At 55.1% G+C, this 21,426-nt stretch carries 23 protein-coding genes, 2 tRNA genes and 1 pseudogene; 17 read left to right on the top strand and 9 right to left on the bottom strand.

The features are described from left to right. Positions 1-248: pseudogene (locus ACJAXR_RS14155) on the top strand (hypothetical protein); the annotation flags it as partial. Positions 249-301: 53 nt separating this feature from the next. On the opposite strand, the gene ACJAXR_RS14160 reads toward ACJAXR_RS14155, so the two are convergent. After that, complete coding sequence (locus ACJAXR_RS14160; protein WP_415058915.1) at positions 302-1,777, bottom strand: alpha/beta hydrolase; 1,476 nt, start codon at positions 1,775-1,777, stop codon at positions 302-304. Between the two features lie 430 nt (positions 1,778-2,207). Here ACJAXR_RS14160 and ACJAXR_RS14165 point away from each other — a divergent pair, with 430 nt between their 5' ends. The 13 genes from ACJAXR_RS14165 to bamD are packed head-to-tail and all read left to right on the top strand — an operon-like array spanning position 2,208 to position 13,851. Then, on the top strand, positions 2,208-3,071 hold the full coding sequence (locus ACJAXR_RS14165; protein WP_415058916.1) for a type II secretion system protein N: 864 nt from the start codon (positions 2,208-2,210) through the stop codon (positions 3,069-3,071). 6 nt (positions 3,072-3,077) lie between these two features. Continuing rightward, positions 3,078-5,135 (top strand): type II secretion system secretin GspD, encoded by a 2,058-nt coding sequence (gspD, locus tag ACJAXR_RS14170; RefSeq protein ID WP_415058917.1) that lies wholly within the window; start codon positions 3,078-3,080, stop codon positions 5,133-5,135. Between the two features lie 10 nt (positions 5,136-5,145). Continuing rightward, a complete protein-coding gene (gene gspE / locus ACJAXR_RS14175) occupies positions 5,146-6,657 on the top strand; it encodes a type II secretion system ATPase GspE (protein WP_415058918.1) in 1,512 nt (503 codons plus the stop codon). 2 nt (positions 6,658-6,659) lie between these two features. Beyond that, entirely contained in the window at positions 6,660-7,871 is a 1,212-nt protein-coding gene (gene gspF, locus ACJAXR_RS14180) for a type II secretion system inner membrane protein GspF (protein WP_415058919.1), read from the top strand. Positions 7,872-7,873: 2 nt separating this feature from the next. Then, a complete protein-coding gene (gene gspG / locus ACJAXR_RS14185) occupies positions 7,874-8,341 on the top strand; it encodes a type II secretion system major pseudopilin GspG (RefSeq protein ID WP_415058920.1) in 468 nt (155 codons plus the stop codon). Between the two features lie 2 nt (positions 8,342-8,343). Then, positions 8,344-8,886 (top strand): prepilin-type N-terminal cleavage/methylation domain-containing protein, encoded by a 543-nt coding sequence (locus tag ACJAXR_RS14190; protein ID WP_415058921.1) that lies wholly within the window; start codon positions 8,344-8,346, stop codon positions 8,884-8,886. Further along, a complete protein-coding gene (gene gspI, locus ACJAXR_RS14195) occupies positions 8,870-9,256 on the top strand; it encodes a type II secretion system minor pseudopilin GspI (RefSeq protein ID WP_415058922.1) in 387 nt (128 codons plus the stop codon). Before ACJAXR_RS14190 ends, gspI begins: the two co-directional genes overlap by 17 nt. Beyond that, positions 9,253-9,885 carry a type II secretion system minor pseudopilin GspJ gene (gene gspJ, locus ACJAXR_RS14200; protein WP_415058923.1) on the top strand — a complete coding sequence of 211 codons (633 nt, stop codon included), beginning with the start codon at positions 9,253-9,255 and terminating at the stop codon, positions 9,883-9,885. The genes gspI and gspJ overlap by 4 nt, the downstream gene beginning before the upstream one ends. Next, positions 9,882-10,703: a type II secretion system minor pseudopilin GspK gene (gene gspK, locus ACJAXR_RS14205; RefSeq protein WP_415058924.1), complete on the top strand. Its 822-nt coding sequence runs from the start codon at positions 9,882-9,884 to the stop codon at positions 10,701-10,703. Before gspJ ends, gspK begins: the two co-directional genes overlap by 4 nt. Before the next feature lie 17 nt (positions 10,704-10,720). Then, a complete protein-coding gene (gene gspL / locus ACJAXR_RS14210; RefSeq protein ID WP_415058925.1) occupies positions 10,721-11,959 on the top strand; it encodes a type II secretion system protein GspL in 1,239 nt (412 codons plus the stop codon). Then, complete coding sequence (gene gspM, locus ACJAXR_RS14215) at positions 11,956-12,444, top strand: type II secretion system protein GspM (protein ID WP_415058926.1); 489 nt, start codon at positions 11,956-11,958, stop codon at positions 12,442-12,444. The genes gspL and gspM overlap by 4 nt, the downstream gene beginning before the upstream one ends. Then, positions 12,444-13,199, top strand: coding sequence for a type II secretion system protein N (gspN, locus tag ACJAXR_RS14220; protein WP_415058927.1), 756 nt, complete (start codon positions 12,444-12,446; stop codon positions 13,197-13,199). The genes gspM and gspN overlap by 1 nt, the downstream gene beginning before the upstream one ends. A 34-nt stretch (positions 13,200-13,233) precedes the next feature. Continuing rightward, the gene (gene bamD, locus ACJAXR_RS14225) at positions 13,234-13,851 is read left to right on the top strand and encodes an outer membrane protein assembly factor BamD (RefSeq protein WP_415058928.1); all 618 of its coding nucleotides are present in this window, start codon (positions 13,234-13,236) and stop codon (positions 13,849-13,851) included. A 273-nt stretch (positions 13,852-14,124) separates the two neighbouring features. On the opposite strand, the gene rdgC is transcribed toward bamD, so the two are convergent. Next, complete coding sequence (gene rdgC, locus ACJAXR_RS14230; RefSeq protein ID WP_415058929.1) at positions 14,125-15,042, bottom strand: recombination-associated protein RdgC; 918 nt, start codon at positions 15,040-15,042, stop codon at positions 14,125-14,127. A 176-nt stretch (positions 15,043-15,218) separates the two neighbouring features. Between rdgC and ACJAXR_RS14235 the strand changes: the two genes are divergently transcribed. Together ACJAXR_RS14235 and ACJAXR_RS14240 are read left to right on the top strand one after the other, a co-directional pair. Beyond that, positions 15,219-15,294: transfer RNA gene (locus tag ACJAXR_RS14235), tRNA-Val, on the top strand. 13 nt (positions 15,295-15,307) lie between these two features. Further along, a tRNA-Asp gene (locus ACJAXR_RS14240) sits at positions 15,308-15,384 on the top strand. A gap of 79 nt (positions 15,385-15,463) precedes the next feature. On the opposite strand, the gene ACJAXR_RS14245 is transcribed toward ACJAXR_RS14240, so the two are convergent. The 6 genes from ACJAXR_RS14245 to ACJAXR_RS14270 all read right to left on the bottom strand — a co-directional run bounded on the left by ACJAXR_RS14245 (position 15,464) and on the right by ACJAXR_RS14270 (position 18,351). After that, a complete protein-coding gene (locus tag ACJAXR_RS14245) occupies positions 15,464-15,679 on the bottom strand; it encodes a DUF4142 domain-containing protein (protein ID WP_415058930.1) in 216 nt (71 codons plus the stop codon). Further along, the gene (locus ACJAXR_RS14250; RefSeq protein WP_415058985.1) at positions 15,642-15,893 is read right to left on the bottom strand and encodes a DUF4142 domain-containing protein; all 252 of its coding nucleotides are present in this window, start codon (positions 15,891-15,893) and stop codon (positions 15,642-15,644) included. The genes ACJAXR_RS14245 and ACJAXR_RS14250 overlap by 38 nt, the downstream gene beginning before the upstream one ends. Positions 15,894-16,225: 332 nt before the next feature. Next, entirely contained in the window at positions 16,226-16,531 is a 306-nt protein-coding gene (locus ACJAXR_RS14255; protein WP_415058931.1) for a hypothetical protein, read from the bottom strand. Between the two features lie 207 nt (positions 16,532-16,738). Further along, a complete protein-coding gene (locus tag ACJAXR_RS14260) occupies positions 16,739-17,038 on the bottom strand; it encodes a hypothetical protein (RefSeq protein ID WP_415058932.1) in 300 nt (99 codons plus the stop codon). A 554-nt stretch (positions 17,039-17,592) separates the two neighbouring features. Continuing rightward, the gene (locus tag ACJAXR_RS14265) at positions 17,593-17,835 is read right to left on the bottom strand and encodes a hypothetical protein (protein WP_415058933.1); all 243 of its coding nucleotides are present in this window, start codon (positions 17,833-17,835) and stop codon (positions 17,593-17,595) included. A gap of 126 nt (positions 17,836-17,961) precedes the next feature. Then, a complete protein-coding gene (locus tag ACJAXR_RS14270; RefSeq protein WP_415058934.1) occupies positions 17,962-18,351 on the bottom strand; it encodes a hypothetical protein in 390 nt (129 codons plus the stop codon). Between the two features lie 187 nt (positions 18,352-18,538). Here ACJAXR_RS14270 and ACJAXR_RS14275 point away from each other — a divergent pair, with 187 nt between their 5' ends. Next, on the top strand, positions 18,539-19,234 hold the full coding sequence (locus ACJAXR_RS14275; RefSeq protein ID WP_415058935.1) for an FKBP-type peptidyl-prolyl cis-trans isomerase: 696 nt from the start codon (positions 18,539-18,541) through the stop codon (positions 19,232-19,234). A 352-nt stretch (positions 19,235-19,586) separates the two neighbouring features. Here ACJAXR_RS14275 and ACJAXR_RS14280 read toward each other — a convergent pair whose 3' ends face one another. Continuing rightward, positions 19,587-21,362, bottom strand: a complete 1,776-nt coding sequence (locus ACJAXR_RS14280) for an EAL domain-containing protein (RefSeq protein ID WP_415058936.1) — start codon at positions 21,360-21,362, stop codon at positions 19,587-19,589. Between the last annotated feature and the right edge of the window lie 64 nt (positions 21,363-21,426).

The following is a 21,426-nucleotide window of genomic DNA, read 5'->3' on the forward strand; positions in this document are numbered from 1 at the left end:
AATGGGTATTGGTGCTTGTGGTGGCTTTGCTGGTTCTGGGTCCCCAGCGCGCGCTGGTGATCATCAATATGGTCGGTCTGATGATGGGCAAGGCGAAAGTTGCTATGGCTCAGGTGCAGGAGCAGGTGCGCAGGGAGTTGCCTGGTGAAGAGTTTGAAGTCTTGCAACAGCAGGTCCAGGAATTGCGACGCAGTAATGTGAAGCGCAAGGTCAGCAAAGTGTTGGAGTTGGAGGAAAAAAAGGGCTGACAGATTATGTGTCAGCCCTTTCGGTTACCGCAACAACGTTAAGACCCTTCTGTTCAAGGTGCGCAAGGAGGCATGAATCCGCGAGGGGTTTGTCCCTGAGCGACTGGTCCGTTCACTGTGAACTGGCAACCGAATTGGGGGCTCGCAACAGTTGTGGGAGTGAGGAAATCATCGCCAGCTGGCTTCATACCGGTTTGTTCCCACGTGATCATTGCATCCAGTGTATTTGCAAACTCGGCTGCTGTGAAATCGCAATGCCCTGGAGCTCGAACTGCACGTTGTACAACTTGATCACCGAAACCGTTATCTATCATTCGACGCTTGTAGATCTGTTCCATGCTAATGGGCACGAACAAATCGCCCAGCGTATGCACTGTGACCACGGGTATGGCTTTGTAGAGATTACCATTCACTTTCGGGATGAAGCGCAGGCCATCATCGCGAAGCCCGTTGGCGCTAGCGTTGGGGGTGATCTGGAATATTGTATTGTTAAACGTCACTTCTGCCTGGGTCAGCGGCTGATCTGGCAGACTAGCGAAACGATAAACAGTATTCCGGGTGTCAACAACATTTCTATTAAGGATGCCTGTGACAGTGCCGTCGGTTGCCGCAAAGCTCTGAAGCAAGCCCTGGAATCCACCGAAGGAAATTTCATAAATTGGACGTTCGCCACCACTTAGATTCTGTAGCGAGTTATAGAAGTCAATACCAGTCTCTGTGAGGCCGCTCCGGCCTCTTCTAGCTGGATCTGAATAATCAACCCACAGCGCTTGCTGTGCTGCGGTCAGTTTGGCTGGTACATCTGTGATTGGGTAGCTGTTGGCCGGCACACCACCGAACTCAAACAGGGACAAGTTGTACGCGCCAAAGTAGTCAAACAATGCTGTATCGCCCAATACTCCGCACATCGGCGCGGCGCCATCGTAGGGAACGAAATTGTTTGCGGTTTGCTGTGTCTCTAGCTCGATTGCTGCGGCTGTTACGTGTCCGCCCATGGAAACGCCGGTGATATAGCGTTTGGTGGGTGTGGGCAGTGAGCGGCCGTTTTGGGTTGCAATATCGTTAAATGCTAGAGCCAGTGCGTTGGTATCTTCCACTCCAGCTCTAACATCGTAGAAGGTGGTGCTGTAGGACGAGGCAGCCCAAGCATAACCCTCATCCAAAAGGTATTGTCGCATCGGGGCGCTGTCTACGGTCAGTGCGCTGCCCTCACCGCGGAAACCATGGGCGTACATGACCAGCATGCCGTTCCAGTTGGCTGGTACTTCTATGCGATATCTCGCACCATCCAATACACCAAACCAACGGCTACTATCTTCAAAACCGGCCAGACCAGTAGTGCTGAAAGCTTGATCTGAGCTGATGGCTTGTGGATCCATCGAGTTAAAAAAACCAGCTGCGACTCGTTTCTGCTGGGGAGTCTGAGGTTCGATATCACTGCTACCACCACCACCGCCGCCCAAACACCCGGACAATGCAAGGGTACTGATGACCATGCCCAGATAGGCGGTTTTTTTCAACGTGTTCATTTTTTTATTCTCCTGACGAGCAAGGCCAAAAATTATTGTTGTGGAGTCGTGCTTTAGAACTGGCTTCGCTCGCTAGAGTAAAGCCTCAAACGGCGATGAGAGCAAGCCGTTTGCAGAAACGTGTCGGCTCGTTTGTTATTGTAGATGCCTAGGCATTACCCTCATTGATTAGCGTTTCAGAGGCCTCACCCGTATGGGTGTGCAGGCAGATAAGGCAAATTGCAATTCTGCATGTATTTATTTGGGGTTACGGTGAAAAATGGGGCATTAACCCGTTCAGGGGGTTGTCGCCGGATGGCAATTTCGTGACAATCGGGCTGCCTGTTTTGCTCGTTACAGACTAATAACAATAAATTTGCAAAGAAAGGTCGGTATATTAAGTGTCGGCCTTGGCTATTGATCAAGCCTACTGTCTTTGCCTGGAGACCGCATGCCCCTGTACGCCCGATTCCCCCTGGATGCTGCTTTTCGATTGGTCGTGATCGCACTGTTAGCCGTCACTGCAGTCTTGCTTGGGCGATTGACCTGGACTGTGGTCGAGCCGAACAGTATTTTGCCCGCCCCTGCGAGCGTCACCCTTTCTCTTGTTGACGGCTCTGATGTGGGGGCCGCCCGCGGATTTTCAGAGTTGGCAGCACTTTCGGTATTCGGCAGCGCCGCAGTGCAGCCCCGCAATGCGGCGATTAACGCACCTGACACTTCTTTGAAATGGGTGCTAAAAGGGGTGCTCACCGACCCTGATTCATCTCGCAGCTCTGCCATTTTGGCACCCCAGGGCCAGCCAGAAAAAGCGTATCGCGTAGGCGCGAGTTTGCCTGGCAACGTGAAGCTGGAACAGGTGCTAGCCGACCGGGTGATCCTGGCACGCGACGGCAAACTGGAAACGCTCAGATTGATCCGCTCCAGTCTCGGGTCTGTCGCTCCCCCTGCCAGGCGTATAGCGGCACTGCCGCAGGTCGACTCGAATCTATCGATAGCTGCCGACGGTGGCGTTGCGCGCATTGATCGCGAGGCATGGATGAGTGACCCGCAGCGTTTCATGGAAGTCGTCAGCGCGACCCCGGTCCTTATAGACGGTGCGATGTACGGACTGGAAGTCAGTCCCGCGCGCAATGCCAGAGAATTCGAAGCTGCAGGCCTGATGCCGGGGGACGTGGTGACCGCTGTAGAAGGCACCCCCGTCGCCGAGATCAACGATTACCGTGACATTCTTCAGGAGTTGACTGGCAGCACCGTCAGCCTGTCGCTTGATCGCAACGGTGAACCCATGACCATAACAATTACGATGGATTGAAACACGATGCCGATGTTGTCCCGTATTGCCCGTTTTGCTGTGCCTCTGGCACTGGGTTTGAGTCTGCTAAGTGCTGCAGTTCATGCGCAGACCGTCAATTTCTCCGGTGATCCCGATGAAGAGTTGGTGCTCAATCTGCGTGATGCAGAGATCAATGGCCTGATCGAAATCGTTAGCCAGGAGACCGGCATCAATTTTATCGTCGACCCGCGGGTGAGAGGGCAAGTTAATGTGGTTTCAGGTCAGCCGATCAAGCGCGGTGAGCTGTACAACCTGTTTCTTGGGGTGTTGAAGACCTACGGGTTTGCTGCAGTTACCGGCGCGGATGGCGTGGTGCGGATCCTGCCTGAAGTTCAGGCCAAGGAAAACGAAGTGTCCAACCTGCAGCCTGGGAGTAGAGGCGACGAGATCATTACCCACGTCATCAGTGTAAAGCACATCAATGCCGGCCAGCTGGTACGTATTTTGCGCCCGTTGGTACCCAAGGGTGGACATCTGGCAGCGGCTGCCGAGTCAAACAGTCTGGTTATTGCCGATACCGCAGCGAATGTGCGGCGGATTCAAGGGCTGATCGAACGGATCGACCTGGAGTCGATGGAAGATTTCGAGATAGTTGCGCTGGAACACGCTTCGGCTAGCGATGTTGTTCGCGTGCTGCAGACGCTGGATACGCCGACGCCGGGTGAAGACTTTACCAAGCGCCCCGGCATCATCGCCGATCAGCGTACCAATACGGTTATCCTGCGTGGCGATCCGGAAAGTCGCTCCTCGCTCCGCGATATCATCAAACGCCTGGATATGCCCGCCGAAGATGGCGCCACTCAGGTCCATTATCTGCGGTATGCCAAGGCCGAAGAGGTGGCCGAGGTGTTACGCGGTATCGTCGAGGGGCGGCTTGACTCAGGCGCGGGCTCAGCAGGCATACAGTCAAGCGCTGGCGCAGCCGGGGGTAGTTCGAGCAGTCAGCAATCGAGCATTCAAGTGCAAGCCCATGAGAGCACCAACTCGGTGGTGATTTACGGGCCTGCCGAGCTTTCGCGTGAAATGGCCTCTATTATTCGCCAACTTGATATACGACGTGCTCAGGTGTTGGTTGAGGCGGTTATTGCAGAGGTGTCCTACGATCGTGCCAAGGAACTTGGGGTGCAATGGGGCATCGGCAGTGAGAACGGTGGAATCGGGATCGTCAACTTCAATCGAGGGGCCAGCGGCGGCATTGTTAACGTGGCTAGCGCGGCCAGTGCCTTTGCTGACGGCAGCGTTACCGCGCCACCATCGTTGGGTAATGGTCTCAGTCTGGGTGGTTTCGGTAATATCGGCAGTGCGCAGATTGCATTGTTGGTCAGTGCGCTGCAGGGCGATAGCTCAAGCAATATACTCTCTACGCCTAGCTTGATGACGCTAGACAATGAAGAAGCTGAGATTGTCGTAGGCCAGAACGTTCCTTTCCTTGTTGGTCGCTCGATCGAGGAGTCCGGGCAGGCCTTTGACACTATCGAAAGACAGGATGTGGGTATAAAGCTGCGGATCACTCCGCAGATAAACGAAGGCAGCGCAGTGCGTCTTGAGATCGAGCAAGAAGTGTCGCAGATCGCCGAAGGCGCTACGAATGCGGCGGATATCATTACCAACAAGCGCAGTCTGAAAACCACTGTCATGGTCGATGACAACCAGTTGATTGTGCTGGGCGGTCTGATCGACGATCAGTTGGTCGAGACCCGGGACAAGGTACCAGGCCTCGGTGATATCCCTTTCCTCGGCGCGCTATTTCGTTACGATACGGCGCGTACGGAAAAACGCAATCTGATGGTTTTTCTGCGCCCGGTCATCATTCGTGACGCGGCAACGGCGGCCGATATGACCCAATCGAAATACACCTACATCCGCGACCGCCAGTTAGAGGCGCAAAATCGAGGTGACGGTTTGCTACCCGGGGGACGTCCGATTCTTCCCGATTGGAATTATCTGCTCAGCCTGCCGCCGCCGTTCGAGAACGCGATTAACGGCGCTGCGCCACCCCCGGTAAGCATGAGTATTCCCCAGCCACCTACAACCAGCCAATAGGGATGCAGCGATGAGCGATACTGACATTGCCGCGCTGGTTCCTGAGCCTGGCGTTCAAGCCGAGACCGGTTATCGATTCGCCCGGCGTTTTGGCGTGCTATCAGGTCAGGTGCAGGATGGTCAACTCGATGTGTTCGTGCGCGCCGATTGCGACCCCCAGGCGCTGCTGGAACTGCGCCGGCGAGTGGGTCATCCGCTCAAGCCTCAAGTGCTGGACGATGATGCCTTTGCCGCCCGTTTGCGTGATCGCTATGAGCGTTCGGCAAATGACGCCATGCAGTTCGTCGAAGGGCTGAGCGAGGACGCCGACCTTATGTCGGTTGCCCAGTCGTTGTCCGAGCCGGAAGATCTGCTTGAATCTCAGGATGAGGCGCCGATCATTCGGCTGATCAACGCGCTGCTTTCGGAGGCGGTAAAGGAAAACGCATCGGACATCCACATCGAACCCTTTGAAAACAGGCTTTCCATCCGCTTGCGCGTGGACGGCGTATTGCGTGAAATTCTCGAGCCGCCACGGGCATTAGCCCCGGTCATTGTTTCGCGAATCAAGGTCATGGCCAAGCTCGATATAGCTGAAAAACGTCTACCGCAGGACGGTCGTATTGGCTTGCGTCTGGTTGGACGTGCGGTGGACGTGCGTGTTTCAACGCTGCCTTCTGGGCATGGCGAGCGGGTTGTGTTGCGTCTTCTGGACAAGCAGGCTGGTCGTCTGGAGCTCCGGCAATTGGGTATGGGGGCCGATCACTACGATGCGATGGCGCGGATTATCGCCCGGCCGCACGGTATTGTTCTGGTGACTGGCCCTACCGGCTCGGGCAAGACCACTACTCTGTATTCGGCGCTGATGCAGCTCAATGACCGAAGTCGCAATATTTTGACCGTCGAGGACCCTATCGAGTACTACCTGGATGGCATCGGCCAGACCCAGATCAATACCAAGGTCGACATGACTTTTGCACGTGGTTTGCGCGCTATTTTGCGTCAGGATCCTGATGTAGTGATGGTGGGTGAAATCCGCGATGTGGAAACAGTGCAGATTGCCATTCAGGCCAGTCTTACAGGCCATCTGGTCTTTTCAACCTTGCACACTAATACCGCGGCGGGTGCGATAACGCGTCTGCGCGACATGGGTGTCGAACCTTTTTTGCTTTCTTCGACTCTCAACGGTGTGCTGGCACAGCGTCTGGTGCGCACGCTCTGTACTGGTTGCCGTAAGCCCCATCAGGCTAATGCCAGTGAGTGCCGACTGATGGGGATTGATGAAAGTGAGGCGCCCCTGCTTTACAGCGCAGTGGGCTGCGATGAATGTAATAACAACGGTTACCGTGGCCGAACCGGCATCTATGAGTTGATTGAGGTGGACGAGACGCTGCGCGGCTTGATCCACGATGGGGCGAGTGAGCAGGCGATGATTCGTCATGCGCGCCTGGCGCAATCGGGTATCCGTCACGACGGTCTGCGCCGCGTGCTCGCCGGGCAGACCACGCTCGAAGAAGTGCTTCGCGTCACCCGGGAGGATTGACCGTGCCTGCCTTCGAATATGCAGCGGTAGACCCGGCCGGGCGCACGCGCAAGGGCGTAGAGGAAGGTGATTCCGCACGCCAGGTACGCAGCAGGCTGCGTGAGCAGGGCTTGATGCCGCTATCGGTTGATCAGGTGGCTGAACGCAAGTCGGTCATGCGCACACCGATGTTTCAGCGCGGTATCAAGCCGCTGGAGCTGGCCCTGGCCACGCGTCAGATGGCAACACTGGCAAGGGCGGGTATGCCAATCGAGGAAGTTCTGGGGACGGTTGCCCGTCAAAGCGAGACCCAACGGGTCAAGTCGACGCTGGCGGCGGTGCGCACCCGGGTGATGGAGGGCCTGCCGCTGGCACATGCATTAGGTGAGTTTCCGTCAGTTTTTCCAGCGATTTATCGCACTACGTTGTCCGCCGGTGAACAGGCCGGGCGCCTGGATCTTGTCCTTGAGCGTCTGGCTGATAATGTTGAAGCGCAAAATGCGATGCGCCAGAAGATCCAGCTTGCGATGTTCTATCCGGCCATCCTGACCGTTATTGCCCTTTTGGTCACCATTGCGCTACTCACCTACGTGGTGCCGGAGGTCGTTCAGGTATTTGCCGGCATGAATCAAGAGCTGCCGTGGCTTACCCGCGCACTGATTGCCACCAGCGATACCCTGCGAAACTGGGGCTTGTTGATGCTGGTCGTGATGGTCGGCGCGACTGTTGGGTTTAAACAGTTACTCAAGCGACCGTTGGCACGCTACCGCTGGGACGCGTGGCTCCTGCGCGTGCCGCTTCTCGGACGTCTGATTCGTGGTCTGAATACGGCTCGCTTCGCCCGAACCTTGAACATTCTCGCGTCAAGCGGCGTGCCTTTGCTTGACGCACTCAATATGAGTGCAAGCGTAGTAACCAACGTTCCCATGCGTGATGCCGTCAGCGATGCTGCCAAGCGAGTCCGCGAAGGCTCTGGCGTGGGTCATGCGCTGGAGCGCAGTGGCTACTTTCCGCCGATGACCCTGAGCCTGATCAAAAGCGGGGAGAGCAGCGGTACCCTCGACCAGATGCTAGACCGGGCGGCTGAAACCCAGGAGCGTGAACTCGAGGCGCGTATCGCTATCGTGATGGGTGTATTTGAGCCGCTACTGATTCTGGCGATGGGGGCTGTGGTGTTGATTATCGTACTCGCGATCCTGTTACCGATATTTGAACTCAACCAACTGGTGAATTGATTATGACCATGAGAAAACAACAGGCTGTTGATAACCAACGGGGTTTTACTCTGATCGAAGTAATGGTGGTGGTGGTGATTCTCGGAATTCTCGCTGCGGTCGTCGTGCCAAGAGTCATGGATCGTCCGGACCAGGCGCGTATTACCAAAGTGGAGAGCGACGTTCGGGCGCTGGAGAGTGCGTTGAACTTGTACCGGCTGGATAACTTCAATTATCCCACTACCGAGCAGGGCTTGATCGCTCTGGTGATACAGCCTACGGGTACCGATGCACCGCGTAACTACCGCTCGGGTGGCTACATCGATCGCTTGCAGAAAGATCCTTGGGATACTGATTACCAGTACTTGCGGCCCGGTCGTGACGGGCGCGATTACGACCTGTATAGCCTAGGCTCTGACGGACGTCCTGGTGGCGAAGGCTCCGCTGCGGATATCGGTAACTGGAATGTGGTACAGGATGGGCAACGCTGAAGATGTCATTGCTCGGCAACACTCCCCGTCATCGAGCACTATCAGGTTTTACCCTGATCGAGCTGCTGGTCGTGTTGGTGTTAGTGGGTATTGTGGCCAGTCTTGCCACCCTGTCGATTGGTGATGGTGCCGAGAGGCAGTTGCGTACCGATGCTCAACGTTTGGCCGGTGTCCTGCGTCTGGCCCGTGACGAGCTGTTGATCACGGGTTCAGCTGAGCGCGCTTTGGGCCTGCGCTCGGATAGCTACAGCTTTCTTGAATTGGTCATTCTTGACGATGCTACCCGTGAATGGCAGCCGTTGGTCGACCACCAATTAGGTGTCTGGCAGTTCGAGCCTGGATCGATCGAGCTTGCATTGGAGCAGGATGGCGAGCGCAAGCCGTTGCCGCAGACCGGCGGATGGGCGCCTCAGGTTCGTCTTGGCAATACCGGTGAAATGACGCCGGGCATCATTACCTTGAAAGTCCCCGGTAAGCCGTTACAACGGCATATCCGTATTGGCTTGGAAGGCAGTATCGAGGTGCTCGATGCATTCCCGGAATAAAGGTTTCACGTTATTGGAAGTGTTAGTTGCGATGACTATTCTCGCGGTAGCACTGGCCGCGTTGGTCAAGGGCGGATCAGACCATTCGCGCAATACGCTGTATCTTCAGGAGCGCACCTTGGCGCACTGGGCCGGCCAGAACTTACTGACTGAATATGAAGCCGGCATGCGACCGGTGGCAGAGGGCAATCGCAGTGGTGACACTCAGATGGGTCCGTTTCGTTACGGTTACCGAGTGGAGATAAGTAATTACACGCCACAGTCACCCATCCCGTTGCCGTCAGTCAAACGTGTAGACATTCGGCTCTGGTTGCTGGAGCAGGGCGAACAGGATCAACGTGCCTTTGTCAGCGGATTTATGTTGCCATGATTTATCAGGGCGGCGTCCGCGAGCGGGGCTTTACATTACTGGAAATGCTGATCGCAATGGCTGTGTTCGCGATTATGAGCGTGGTGGCCTACGGCGGTTTGCGTGCGGTACTGACGGCCGACCAGGTCACTCAGGTACACGCGCAACGACTGGCCGATCTACAAGTGACGCTCAGCGTTCTGGAGCGCGACTTGGCTCAGGTCGTCTCCGTTGCGGTGCGCGACGAATATGCTGACCGCCTGCCGTCTTTGCGGTTGCGCGCCGGCGGTGATGCAAAATTGTTGGAACTGGTTCGCGCCGGCGCCGGGGGCGATCAGCGACTGCGTCGCACCGCATGGTTGATCACCGATCGCGGGCTGGAGCGTCAGCTGTGGCCAGGAGTCGATATCGTTGATGCGGACAGTGCAAGAGTCCAGCCGTTCGGTGAACTGGTGGCCGAGGATGAGTTGCTGGGAACCGAAAGTGGTTTCGCTCTGGTTGTGCGGACCCAGGCTGGACTTGAGCGAATTGATACCTGGCCGGCGGCTGATGCTGATCCCACGACAGCACAACTGCCCCTTGCTGTTGAGATTGTGTTAGATCTACCGGGATATGGAATTATCCGCCGGATGATGACGGTGGGCTTGTGATAAATAAATATCGCAAGGCTCCAGCCAGACGGCAGAAGGGCGTCGCACTGCTCACTGCGCTTCTCGTAGTGGCGTTGGCGGTGACGGCTGCAGTGGCAATGGCGCTTCGCAGCCAAGTGGACATTCGCCGCACCAGTGCCGTGTTTGAACGAGACCAGTCTCGGCATATCGCCATTGGCGGCGAGAAGATGGTGCTGCAATTTCTTGAGCGTATAGATGGTCCGGATGATCTGCTCTGGGATACCTGTCGCTCACCGCCGCTGTCATTCTCGGTGGATGGCGTGAAGCTACAAGCAACCGTGGACAGTATGCAATGCCGCTATAACCTCAATGCCCTTGCCAGTGCCGAGGAGGCCGAGCAGGGTTATTTTGCGCGTCTGGTAGACCAAGTAGGGGCCGAGACTGGAGCAGCAATGCCTTCAGGTGCCCAGCTGGCTCTGGCGGTAACGGACTGGATGGATCCTGAGACTGATGACCCGGCCTATCGCGGAGCGGAACCCGCCCGAGTATCAGGTAATCGCGACATGCTGGTCGCCTCCGAGCTTAATTCCGTGCTGGGAATGACCAGTGAAGCCTGGCAAGCCTTGGCTCCCTATGTCGTTGCGTACCCGGGACGGAGCAGTCCGATTGACCTGAAGCGCAGTTCAGATTTGATCAAAGATATCTTTGCTGATCGCCCAGCGGGCGAGCAGTCACCCTGGTACATGCGACTGGAATTGGTTGCCGAATTTGGCCCGCGACGCTTTTATCAATGCTCGTTGATTGATGCAGCAAACGGCAAAGTGGTCCTCAGAGAACAAACGGCCTGCGAGCCCTGACGAGAACGGATCGAATCATGTTGATAGTGTTACTACCCGATGACCTTCAGGACGACAGCCTAGAGAGAGCCTCGCTGCATTGGTGGCGGCTTGAGCGCGACGGCAGCCCCCCTGAGCACGGACAGGATAATTTGCATGCGCTGAAACTGCGCTTTGCGGGTCAACGGTTGCGCGCCTTGGCGCCTGCCACAGCAGTCAGTCTGTATCGTCTGACGATGCCGGTGCGCGGTACGGCTTCAATACGTGCGGCGCTACCATTCGCCCTTGAAGACCAATTGAGTCAGGATCTCGAGTTATTGCATTGTGTGCCCGGTCCGCGTCGAAGTGATGGTCGTCTAGCCGCTGCTGTGGTGGAAACGGCCAGCATGGAGCGCTGGCAGGCGCTTTTTGCAGGGTGTCAGTGGCGTCTCGAGGCTCTTATTCCGTTGCCGGCGTTGCACGCTGGTGAGACGCCGGATCAGGGCTTGATGATTAGGCGCTCGCCGTGGCCCTGCGTCATTCCCCAGGCGCTCGTTACTGCCCGTGATGAAGAGCCGGTACTCATCGAGACCGGGATGCTCGGTCTCTGGCTCAAGCGGCGCCTAGGTACCTTGCCCGAGGATGATCGAATCATTCAGGCCAGCGGTTTCTCGCGTGATGAGCTGGATCTGGAGGCTGATTCTGCGGTGGATTTCACCCACGTCCCTACCACGGTCGATCTGCAGGGTGCTCTTGGCTATTGTTTGCAGCCCAGCCCACCGCTGAATCTGCTGGCGGGCGTTTTTGCTACCAGCTTAGTTGCACCGCCCTGGCGAAAAATGCGTCCGCCACTGATAGCGGCAAGTGTGCTTGTGGCGGTGCTGCTCGCCCAGTTCAGTTTTGAATGGCTGATACTGGCGCGTGAGCGGGACCAGCTAGTGGCGAGCATCGAGACGACATTTAACAACAGTCTGCCCAACAGTCGCATGGTGCAGCCAGTCACGCAGTTTCGTCAGGTGCTGGAGGGCAGTGCGCCGGGCAGTTCGGGGCAAGGCGGTGGCGAGCTGCTTTATGAAGCGCTGGGGGTCATCGCGCAAACCGATAGCGCTAGTATAAAACAGTTCAGGTCGACGCCCGCTGAAGTTGAAATCGAGCTCCAGCTCGCCTCCTTTGCCGAGCTGGAGACCCTGCGCGCCGGCTTGGCCGCGAAGCCGCAGCTGCAGGAGATTTTACAGGGCGCTGACTCTGGGGCTGAAGGTGTCACAGCGCGCTTGAAGATATCCAGGAGGGGATCATGAATCATTGGTGGGCCGGCCTGGCTCCGCGCGAACGTATCATTTTGATCATCGGACTCGCTGTCCTCGGGTTACTTGCGTTCTGGTTGCTGGTTGTCGAGCCAGTCGTCAATCAACGGACGGAACTGCGTCGGGAGGTGATGCAGTTGACGGCTGATCACACCTGGATGCAGCAAACTGCAGTCGAAGTGCGGCGCCGGGCCGGCATGCAACGGGACAATCAGCCTGGCGTAGCCAGTGCCGGTGGTTCTGTGCTGACGCTGATTGAGGTGTCCGCTAACGCCGCCGGCATAAAGGCGGCAATGGAGCGTGTGCAACCGGAGGGTAAGGGCGCGCGTCTTTGGTTTGACGCCATCGCATTCGACACTCTGGTTCGCTGGCTCGCAGAGCTGGAGCAGCGCCAGGGTCTCGTCGTCAGCCAGCTGGCTGTGGATGCGAGCGCTGAGCCGGGTATGGTGTCGGCTCGTGTCCTTGTGGAGCCGCGCTGATGTTGAAAAAAATGAACTGGAAGCGACTGGCGGTACTGGCTCTGGCGCTCTATCTGTTCAGTTTGGTTTGGAATCTGCCTGCCAGTTTTGTATGGAGCCGAGTGCAGGATCAATTACCAGCACAGGTCGAGCTGGTTGGGCTCACGGGTACACTCTGGTCGGGCCGGGTAAACCGAATGGCGGTCGAGGGTATTGATCAGGGCGCATTAACCTGGTCGTGGCGTCCTGCGGGACTATTGAGCGCCGCGATTGAACTCGACCTCGCCTGGATGCCGCGTAACGGTGATGTGCGCGCCACCCTGCAGGCGGGTGCGGGAATATTGACTCTTGAAAATGTGAGGGGCCATCTGGATGCGGCAGCCATGGCCTCGGTAAACAAGGCGCCATTCTTGCTCGAGGGTACCTGGCTGCTTGACGTCCCAGTGCTTGAGCTGCAAGACATGGAGCATGTAGTGCGGGCCGATGGTCGTTTAGTATGGGAGCGCGCTGCAGGTGGGCTGCCAACGGCGCTGGCACTAGGGGATTTGACTGCAGATCTGGATGAAAACGACGGATGGCTGCAGTTCACGTTTTCCGACCAAGGCGGTCCTCTGGGGCTGCAAGGCGGTGCTCGATGGCGGCCAGGTCAGGCCATGGTGCTTGACACGAGGTTGCAAGCGAGAGCAACCGCTGAGCCTGGTCTGGTCGGCGGCCTGACGTTGCTTGGCCAGCCTGCAAGCGATGGATGGATAACCTGGCAGGCGCGTTTGCAATGACGTACTCGGGTCCGCTTTCTCAGGAGAACCATTGATGCGTACTACCTTGTTGTTAATTCTATTCGCCGGCCTGGTGGGCTGCGCTGGCACTTCAACCAGAAGCCCCGGTGAAGATCCAGAATCAGTAGAAGTACGGGCCAGACTTAGTCTTAGCGGCTGTGAACCACAGTTGGCTGAGCAGATCTTGCGTCTTGATGACCCGGGACTTGAGCAGGAAGCGGCATTCCAGTGCCTGCAGCAAGGCCAATTGGCAACGGTTGAACGTCTGTTGTCAGGCTATCAGGAACGACACGATGCAGCGCCGAACGTAGACTACTCCGTGTATCTGCTGGCATTGACTGATTTCGTTCGCTTCGAGCTAGCCGAAGGTGATGCAGCCGAACAACTGAGAGCGGGTCGTCGGGCTCACGACGGATTGGTTGTTTTTGTTCGTTCGTACCCCGAGTCTGTCTACCGAACTGAAGTCGCGCCCCGCTTGAAAACGCTGCACGAGGGCATGGCGCGGGCAGAGTATCGTCTGGCGCTCGGAGATATTGAAAAAGGTCGGCGAGAAACAGGTGCGTCAAGATTGCGCTACGTTGCTCGGGAATATCCGCGCAGTGCGGCAGCTACTGATGCCAGGCGCTGGCTGGAACAGCGCTTGATGCCATAAGCGTTGATACGAGAAAAGAGATTATCACGCGCCCTCGGGTTGACATTGTGCACAATCGTTGGGCGCTGCGATTATTGAATCATCAGCGTGTCACGTAACCTACTGAATTAACGGGCTCAATCCTAAGCCCTTGATTTAATTGATTAAATAATTGGTCATTTTTTAACCATTCCGACTCTTGTCCGCATATTTCATGGCTCTTGCTACGTTTCAAACAACCTATCCACATAGTTGTCCACAGATATTGTGGATAGTTTTGTTTGCGATAGTCGCCTAGATTCCTTGGGGGACTTCTTCTCCACCCAGAGCTGATGTCAGGGCGGGGATGAACTCCGAAAGGCTCTTGGCCATGATCGTGAGAGTGGCATCCAGCTGACTAGCCATGTCATCGTTGCCCTGATCATCCGCCTCATCGGTAAGTAGGTCTTCGAAGCGAAGCCGTTTGACTGACAGCTTGTCGTCCAGACTGAATGCCAGCTTTTCCTGCCACTGCAGAGCCAGTTGGCTGACCTGTTTGCCAGCAGTGAGATGTTGCTGGATTTCATCACTGGCGAGATCCTGTCGTTTGCAGCGAATCACTCCGCCATCTTCACTGGTATCGCGGAGTTCGCATTCGTCGCCGACCACAAGGCCCTCAGGCGCCTGTCCAGTCTTCACCCATTCGGTCATGCAGGCACCCGGGGCGATCTTAACCGTCATTGGGCGCACAGGAAGGCTGCCGGCGCATTCGCGCAACAGGCTCAGCAGGTCTTCTGCGCGCTTCGCGCTGGAGGTGTCGATCGCAATCCAGCCCTCCAGCGGTGCTATGCAAGCAAGGGTCGTCTGAGTGCGCGTGAAAGCCCTTGGCAGGAGTGACATCACAATTTCATCTTTGAGGGTATCGCGTTCTTTTTTGTAGACCTTGCGTGAATCGCGCGCTTCGATCTCGTCCACTTTTTCGGAGAGGTTTTCGCGGATTACGCTGCCTGGCAGAATGCGCTCTTCCTTGCGCAAGGCAATAAGCCAATAACCTTCTGCAACTTGAACGATGTTTTCCGAGTGCTTGCCAAAAGGAGTGGTCCAGCCCAGCGTATGGGTTTCCTGACTGCCACAGGAGCGGGCGAGGCGCTGCTCAAGTGCGCTGATCAGTTCAGTTTCGTTGAAGGGAACGGTTTGGCTGAAACGGTAAAGCAATAGATTACGAAACCACATGATGTTGTCCTCGCACGTCTGGCGCAAAAGGGAGCAATAGTGCCTGAGCCAGGCGCCGTCGACCAGCAGATGGACGGTGATAAATAACATATTGAAAAAGGGGATAATTTTTTTTGAGAAAGGGGTTGCCAGCAGACAAAAAGCTGCCTAGAATGCGGCCCACTTCGAGAGCAAATGGGTGATTAGCTCAGCTGGGAGAGCATCTGCCTTACAAGCAGAGGGTCGGCGGTTCGATCCCGTCATCACCCACCACTCGAGGTAACGCGCAGTGGTAGTTCAGTTGGTTAGAATACCGGCCTGTCACGCCGGGGGTCGCGGGTTCGAGTCCCGTCCACTGCGCCATATTGTAGGTTGGAAGTCTAGGCTTCCACAGATAAAAAAAGCGACTTAGGTCGCTTTTTTTATGTCCACGATTTATCAATCATCCTTCTATGCTTTGTGCTTCGCTGTGCAGAACACGGGCCATTACAAGGTGCTTTTCAAGTCTGGGTAATGACTGCTCGGCGAAAAGACGGGCTTCTCCCAGGTTGCTATTGGCAGCACGGCAGAATGGGCCAAGCAGCGTTTGATGATCAGCGCTCTGATTGCTCGTGTAGGCATTACTGAAGGAGTCGCCGCCGAGTATTCGTAATAGCATTTGCTGCGCGGTCTATCAAATCGGCCGAGTCCGACACATTGAATTGACCGCTCTTCGTGAACTGGTTCAATTGGCGATTTAGGCTGTTGTGATCATCAATCATCCTTTCTGCGAATTCACGCACAGTTACTTCTACTGCGGCGCCTTCTGCGTTTATCAGCACTAATTCAGCCGTACCAATAATCGCGAGGTTCTTTTTCCTGGCTAGCTCCATGAACGCTGCAGCGATTATCCCGCTTGGGTTGTTGGGTTCCGTCAGTAGCCCCTCGCTGCTGGCTCTGCCACCCCCTTCAGTGGCCCCAGGAGTGCCTGTAGGGCCGGAAGTGCGTGTGGAGTCAGTCACCCATGCCGGGTCCGCTTAGTTCATCATCGGCCATCGCAGGGGATGCGCTGACACAAAGCTCCATGGCTAGCATGCTGGCCAGATTACGAGTCTTGTGCATGAGTCCTCACTTAAGGTCGTTGAGGTCAATGCCTTGAGTTAGTAAATGTCACGCAAAAAAAACGGGCAGCCATTGGATGCCCGTCTTAGTGAAACTGGCTGTATCAGTAGCCGGCTTCATTTTCCGAGTCAAGACCTACGTCCGGCTCGCCGGGCACGTCGCGATCGGTTCCGTCCGAGCCTGGGCGTGCTTCGATGCCAGTGCTGGTTTCGGTGCGGGCGCCCAGTTCGCTTGCATCCGGCGACTGATTGCGTGCGTCATGGTGCATCTGTTCTTCGTTCATGTCGTTCATGTGAGTCTTATCGCCCATGTCGTCCATGTCGCCGTGCATGTCTGCGATAACTAGTGGTGCAGTCAGACCCATTGCAAGAGATATAGCTGCTGTACCAATAATGTTGGAATATTTCATAGTATTTCCTTTTGTTGAATCTGTTGAATATGGATTCGACTGATAATTGTAAATCTAACAGGATATTCGTAAACTTTAAGCTACCGCTCAAGAATTTCTGAGCTGATCCTGTTCGACTATTACTGATCACATTTTCCTAAGCGTAGTTGCCATGATCTTTCTTTCAAGGCGCATTGTTAACAAGATATGTACCGGGCATGAATGGATTTACTCTACGAAGCTTTCATTATCTACTTCGGGGTCGATATCCGGGTTCTTGCCTTTGTCGGGCGCGCCGGGGACGGCACGATTGCCCATATTGGGCATCTCTTCGTCGGTGGCTTCATTACGCATGGACTGAACGTTGTTGTTGTTCATGCTGACGTCATGCTCACCGTCTGTTGTCATTTCGGACCCGCTCTCGGGCGAAGCGGTGTGGTCAGCGTGGCTTTCAGCAAAAGCCATGGACGAGCTCGCGGCCAAAGCGAATGACAATGCGGTGGTGTAAAAGATCTGTTGTAATTTCATATTAGTCACCTCGTTCTTACGGCTAGTAAGGATGCATTTTGTAGATTGCAGTAATGCCCTTATTATGAGTATAGCCAATCAAATTTGTATTAAACTCAAATTATATGAACTGCACTTTTTAAATTAGTTCCCATTTACTTTATAGGTGTGAAAATTGAATTTATAAACGATCCTTCAGTGGGTCGCGTATTAACCCAGTGTGCAGGAGGGAATAGCATTCTTGTGCGCAGCGAGCAAAATGTCGGTCCGCGGCAACTCACTATGCTGGATCATCAGGTCAAGTTGGACTCTGCTCACAAGCGCAGCCGAGTCCTTCAAATCCTTCGGAACCGGTTTCGGCAGATATGCTGTCGAGGCTAGATGTTGGGTCAGTCATGGGATGACTCCATGCGTAACATGAAGTAAATGACCCCGACCGCTACCGAATAATTCCCCGGGTCCGACGAACGGCTGCAGGCTGAAAAGGCTAAAACAGAGGGATAAACATAATCGAGCGCGTGATGGCCTTGGCGTGAAACGTATGTGCCGGTTTATCAAATAGGTAGTCAGGGGACTTAAGCGTTAGCTTGAACATGGTTTTTCAGCATGCCGCGGATATTCATGCCGGCCAAAGCCAGTTGTAAAAAGATCAGTGCATAGGCATCAGCGTACAAACCCCATACGATCCAGAGAATATTGCTGGTCATAAATACCCAGAAGCCTACTTCACGCCGACTTTTCAGTGTGGAGCCAACCAGCCATGCCGCTGCGACTGTGACAATCATGGCAGGCCACTGCACCCAATCAAGATATTCCATTCAATACATCCTCTGAAAGCCAACCTCTGACGTTTTCCGGCTCGCCGTACTGAATGGGTGAGTGCGGTAATGCGATTCCTTGGCATGTGCTTACCAGAATCCAGGTGGGTGACGCTTACCGGTGAGCTAGGCGAGATGCAGGCCGAACGCCTTGGTGAAAAAGGCCTTGAGTTGAGTATTGATTACCATGTTGTTGAGTGCTTCGGGCTGGGTTTCCTGCCGGTCCGTGGATTCGTCACGGCTGAACGTCATCTCATGGATGACAACCTGGTTTGCTGTGTCGGCAATGAGCTTGTAACTGCTAGGGGCTTCGTCTTGCGGATATTGTGCACTCAGAACCAATTCAGCATTCGCAAATTCGGTGACACTTGAACTGAGGGAAACCCACAGCCCATTCGCATGCGCACAGCGCGCCGCCTCCTCAAAAAGAGGTCTGGCCTTTTCGCTGAGTTTGAGTTCCAGGCTCATCACGGGTGAGTTGTTCCCCGCTGATATTTCTTCGTCGTGTGCGCTCATATGTTGGCTCCTGTGATCACACTGTAGACAGTGTGAAATTAAACGGCGCAAGTCAACGTTATCGGTCGGATTGGCGCCTTGGGCGCGGCTACTGAACTTTGCCCCTGTGCGGCTGGTTTGGTTACTTAAGCCCTGTTAAGCTCGGTTTTTACATTCAGCCCTGAAAGGGCGCATAAATGAGGTGAGCATGAAGCGAAATCTGCTGGCAGCCGGTGTTGCATTGAGTATCCTTGCTCTGGTCGGTTGCGATAAAGAACCAGAATTGTCCGATCCGATTCAACAGGCATCCTATGGCATTGGCTTCAACATGGGTGAAAGCCTGTTGAACGATGGCCTGAACGATATTGATCCCGATGCACTGGCCCTGGGCCTGAAAGATGCTCTGGCGGGGGAAGAGGGTCGACTGGGCGATGAGGAATTGACTGCCGCGTTCGAAGTATTGCAAACCCGAGCCCAAGAGCGCACTGCGAGTCTTGGCGCAGAAGCGCTTCAAGCAAACGAGAGTTTTCTTGAAGAAAATGGCCAGGTAGAAGGTGTTATCACTACTGACTCTGGTCTGCAGTATCAGGTGCTCGAAACGGGCGCTGGGGAAGTCACCCCGGGCCCTGATGATGTCGTGACTGTGCATTATGAGGGTAAGTTGTTGGATGGTACCGTATTTGACAGTTCCGTCAGTCGTGGCGAGCCAGTCGATCTACCGGTAAGCGGTGTGATCCCTGGTTGGGTTGAAATCCTGCAACTGATGCACGTGGGCGACAAGCTCAAGGTTACCATCCCAAGCGAATTGGCTTATGGCGAAGCCAGCCCGAGCCCAGTGATTCCGCCGAACTCCATTCTGGTATTTGAAATGGAGTTGCTGGGTATCCAGTCCGACGACGAATAAAAGCTCTGTAACGCTTGGCGGTTGTAACACGTGTACAAGGCCCGCGCGGTGCTCTTGGAGCCCGCGTGGAATTGCAGTGTTACTGTTATGCACATTATAGGGTAACACTCAAGACTTCCTGCCAGTCTTGCACTGTTTTTGGGCAAATAACTTAAGTCATTGATTTTATTGGCTTTATTTATTGGTCAAAAAACATTCACTTTCATGTCAGCCCCATTTTTACAGGGGCGGACGCTGTTTCCCAGTTGTTGTGCACAGAGTTATCCACAGATGCTGTGGGTAACTTTAAACCCCCATTCGTTGACTGGCAGCGTGATAACAGATCCTTCACGAGGGATGTGCTGTTTGGAGGTCAATGAGCGAGTGAGGGAGCAAGGATTGCGTCTTCAGAGCAGACAGTTTCACAGAATAGACTGAAGCCCCGGTATTTCTTGGCCTCATGTTTGGCGTGTGAGGCTTTTTCCGCGAGCTGGTCTGGATCAATGATGCCATGGCCGGTTGCGGGAAGGTGCAAGACCCCAATCGAGATGCTCATGAGGTCATGCTTACGCCAGAGGCCGTCACGGTCTGGTGCGCTGAAACCACCATCAGTTAGATGTTCTGGCCGGTAAAAGTGGCGTGACAAGCTCATAAAGCGCTGGTTTAGGCGGTAAAGGCGTTCTCGCCAGTCCGCGCTGCGAAGCACCAACATGAAATCATCCCCACCGATATGTCCGACGAAATCGCAGCGCGGATCGCAGATGTCACGTAGCACCTGCGCGAGCCCCAGCAAGACTGAGTCGCCCTTACCGTAGCCGAAGATGTCATTGAAGGGTTTAAAGCCATCCAGATCGACATAACACAAATGCGCGCTTTGTTGGTTATGCAACAGGCGCTCCAGACATTCATGAATTGGAACATTGCCAGGCAGCAGGGTCAGCGGATTAGCATGCCGGGCCTGACGAATCTTGAGTTCGGTGATCTGACGTAGTACGTCGATCACTCGTCCCAGGCCTAGATAGCGTCCGTTACTGACGATAATGAAATCCTCTTCCAGTCGCTGGCGCGCGCGGCTGGTCAGCAGGCGGCTGATGCGTTGCAGGCTCTGCTGGATGTCGACAACCAGGCACTCGTTATCCATTATCTGACTGATCGCCTTGCGACTCTGCAACTCTTTGGCAAAGGGTCGGAGCATTGTCTGGCTTAACCGGTGAAAGTGCACAGTCCCGATTGGACGGTCCTGGTCGTCGACTACCGCTAGGCTATTGAGGCTGGCCTGCTGATCGAAGCGGGCTAGCACGTTGCTGACTGTTTCATTATGGTGCACGCTTCCAACCTTGATCAGTAGGCTCTGCAAGCCGGGTTCGCTGGCAATGCGCTGATCACAGGGTTCAAGCTTCTCCAGAAGTGCTTTGTGGCAAGACGGGGGATGGGCTTCAGGTCGGCCAAGCAGGTAGCCTTGAATCCAATCTATGCCCATCTCCTGCAGTACCTCCAGCTCTTCGGGCAATTCGATTCCCTCAGCGATAATGTGAGCACTGGATGCTTTGGCCATATCTAGAATGGATCCGACGAACTCTCGTTTGACGCGGTCTAGATGGATTCCGTCAATGAAATGTCGATCTATCTTGACGAATTCAGGGTGCAGTTCAGACCATAAGCGCAGGCTCGAGTAGCCTGCTCCCAGATCATCTAGGGCAATAGAAAATCCCATGTCGCGATAGTGATGAAGTGCGCTGTAAAGCAATTCGAAGTTATCGATCGGGGCCTGTTCGGTTAATTCGATGACCACCTGCTGGGGAGACATGCCCACCGCTTCGAGCATGGCCAGCGTGCGGCCTGGATAGTGCTGGTTTTCGAGCAGACTTTCAGGCGATACGTTGAGAAACAGCCGGCCTGGGAGTTCCTGTTGACTGAAGCCTTCTACCGCCTTGTGCCGACAGAGCATTTCCAGCTCGGTCAGCATGCCGAATTGTCGCGCTGCGGCGAATAAAACCAGTGGTGAGTGCAGTGGACTATTGGAGGGGCCGCGACTAAGAGCCTCGTAACCGACAACGCGTCGTTCTACCATCGATACAATAGGTTGAAACAGTACCGTGACAAGGCCGCCGTGAATAATATCCGTGAGTTTTTCCAGCGTTTTCATCATGCACTCCGCGCAGCAATGTTCGGCTTTCTTGCGTCGGGCACGCACGCCTCATTGGGGCTTTACT

Source organism: Halopseudomonas sp., from assembly GCF_047631575.1.
Taxonomy (GTDB): Bacteria; Pseudomonadota; Gammaproteobacteria; order Pseudomonadales; family Pseudomonadaceae; genus Halopseudomonas.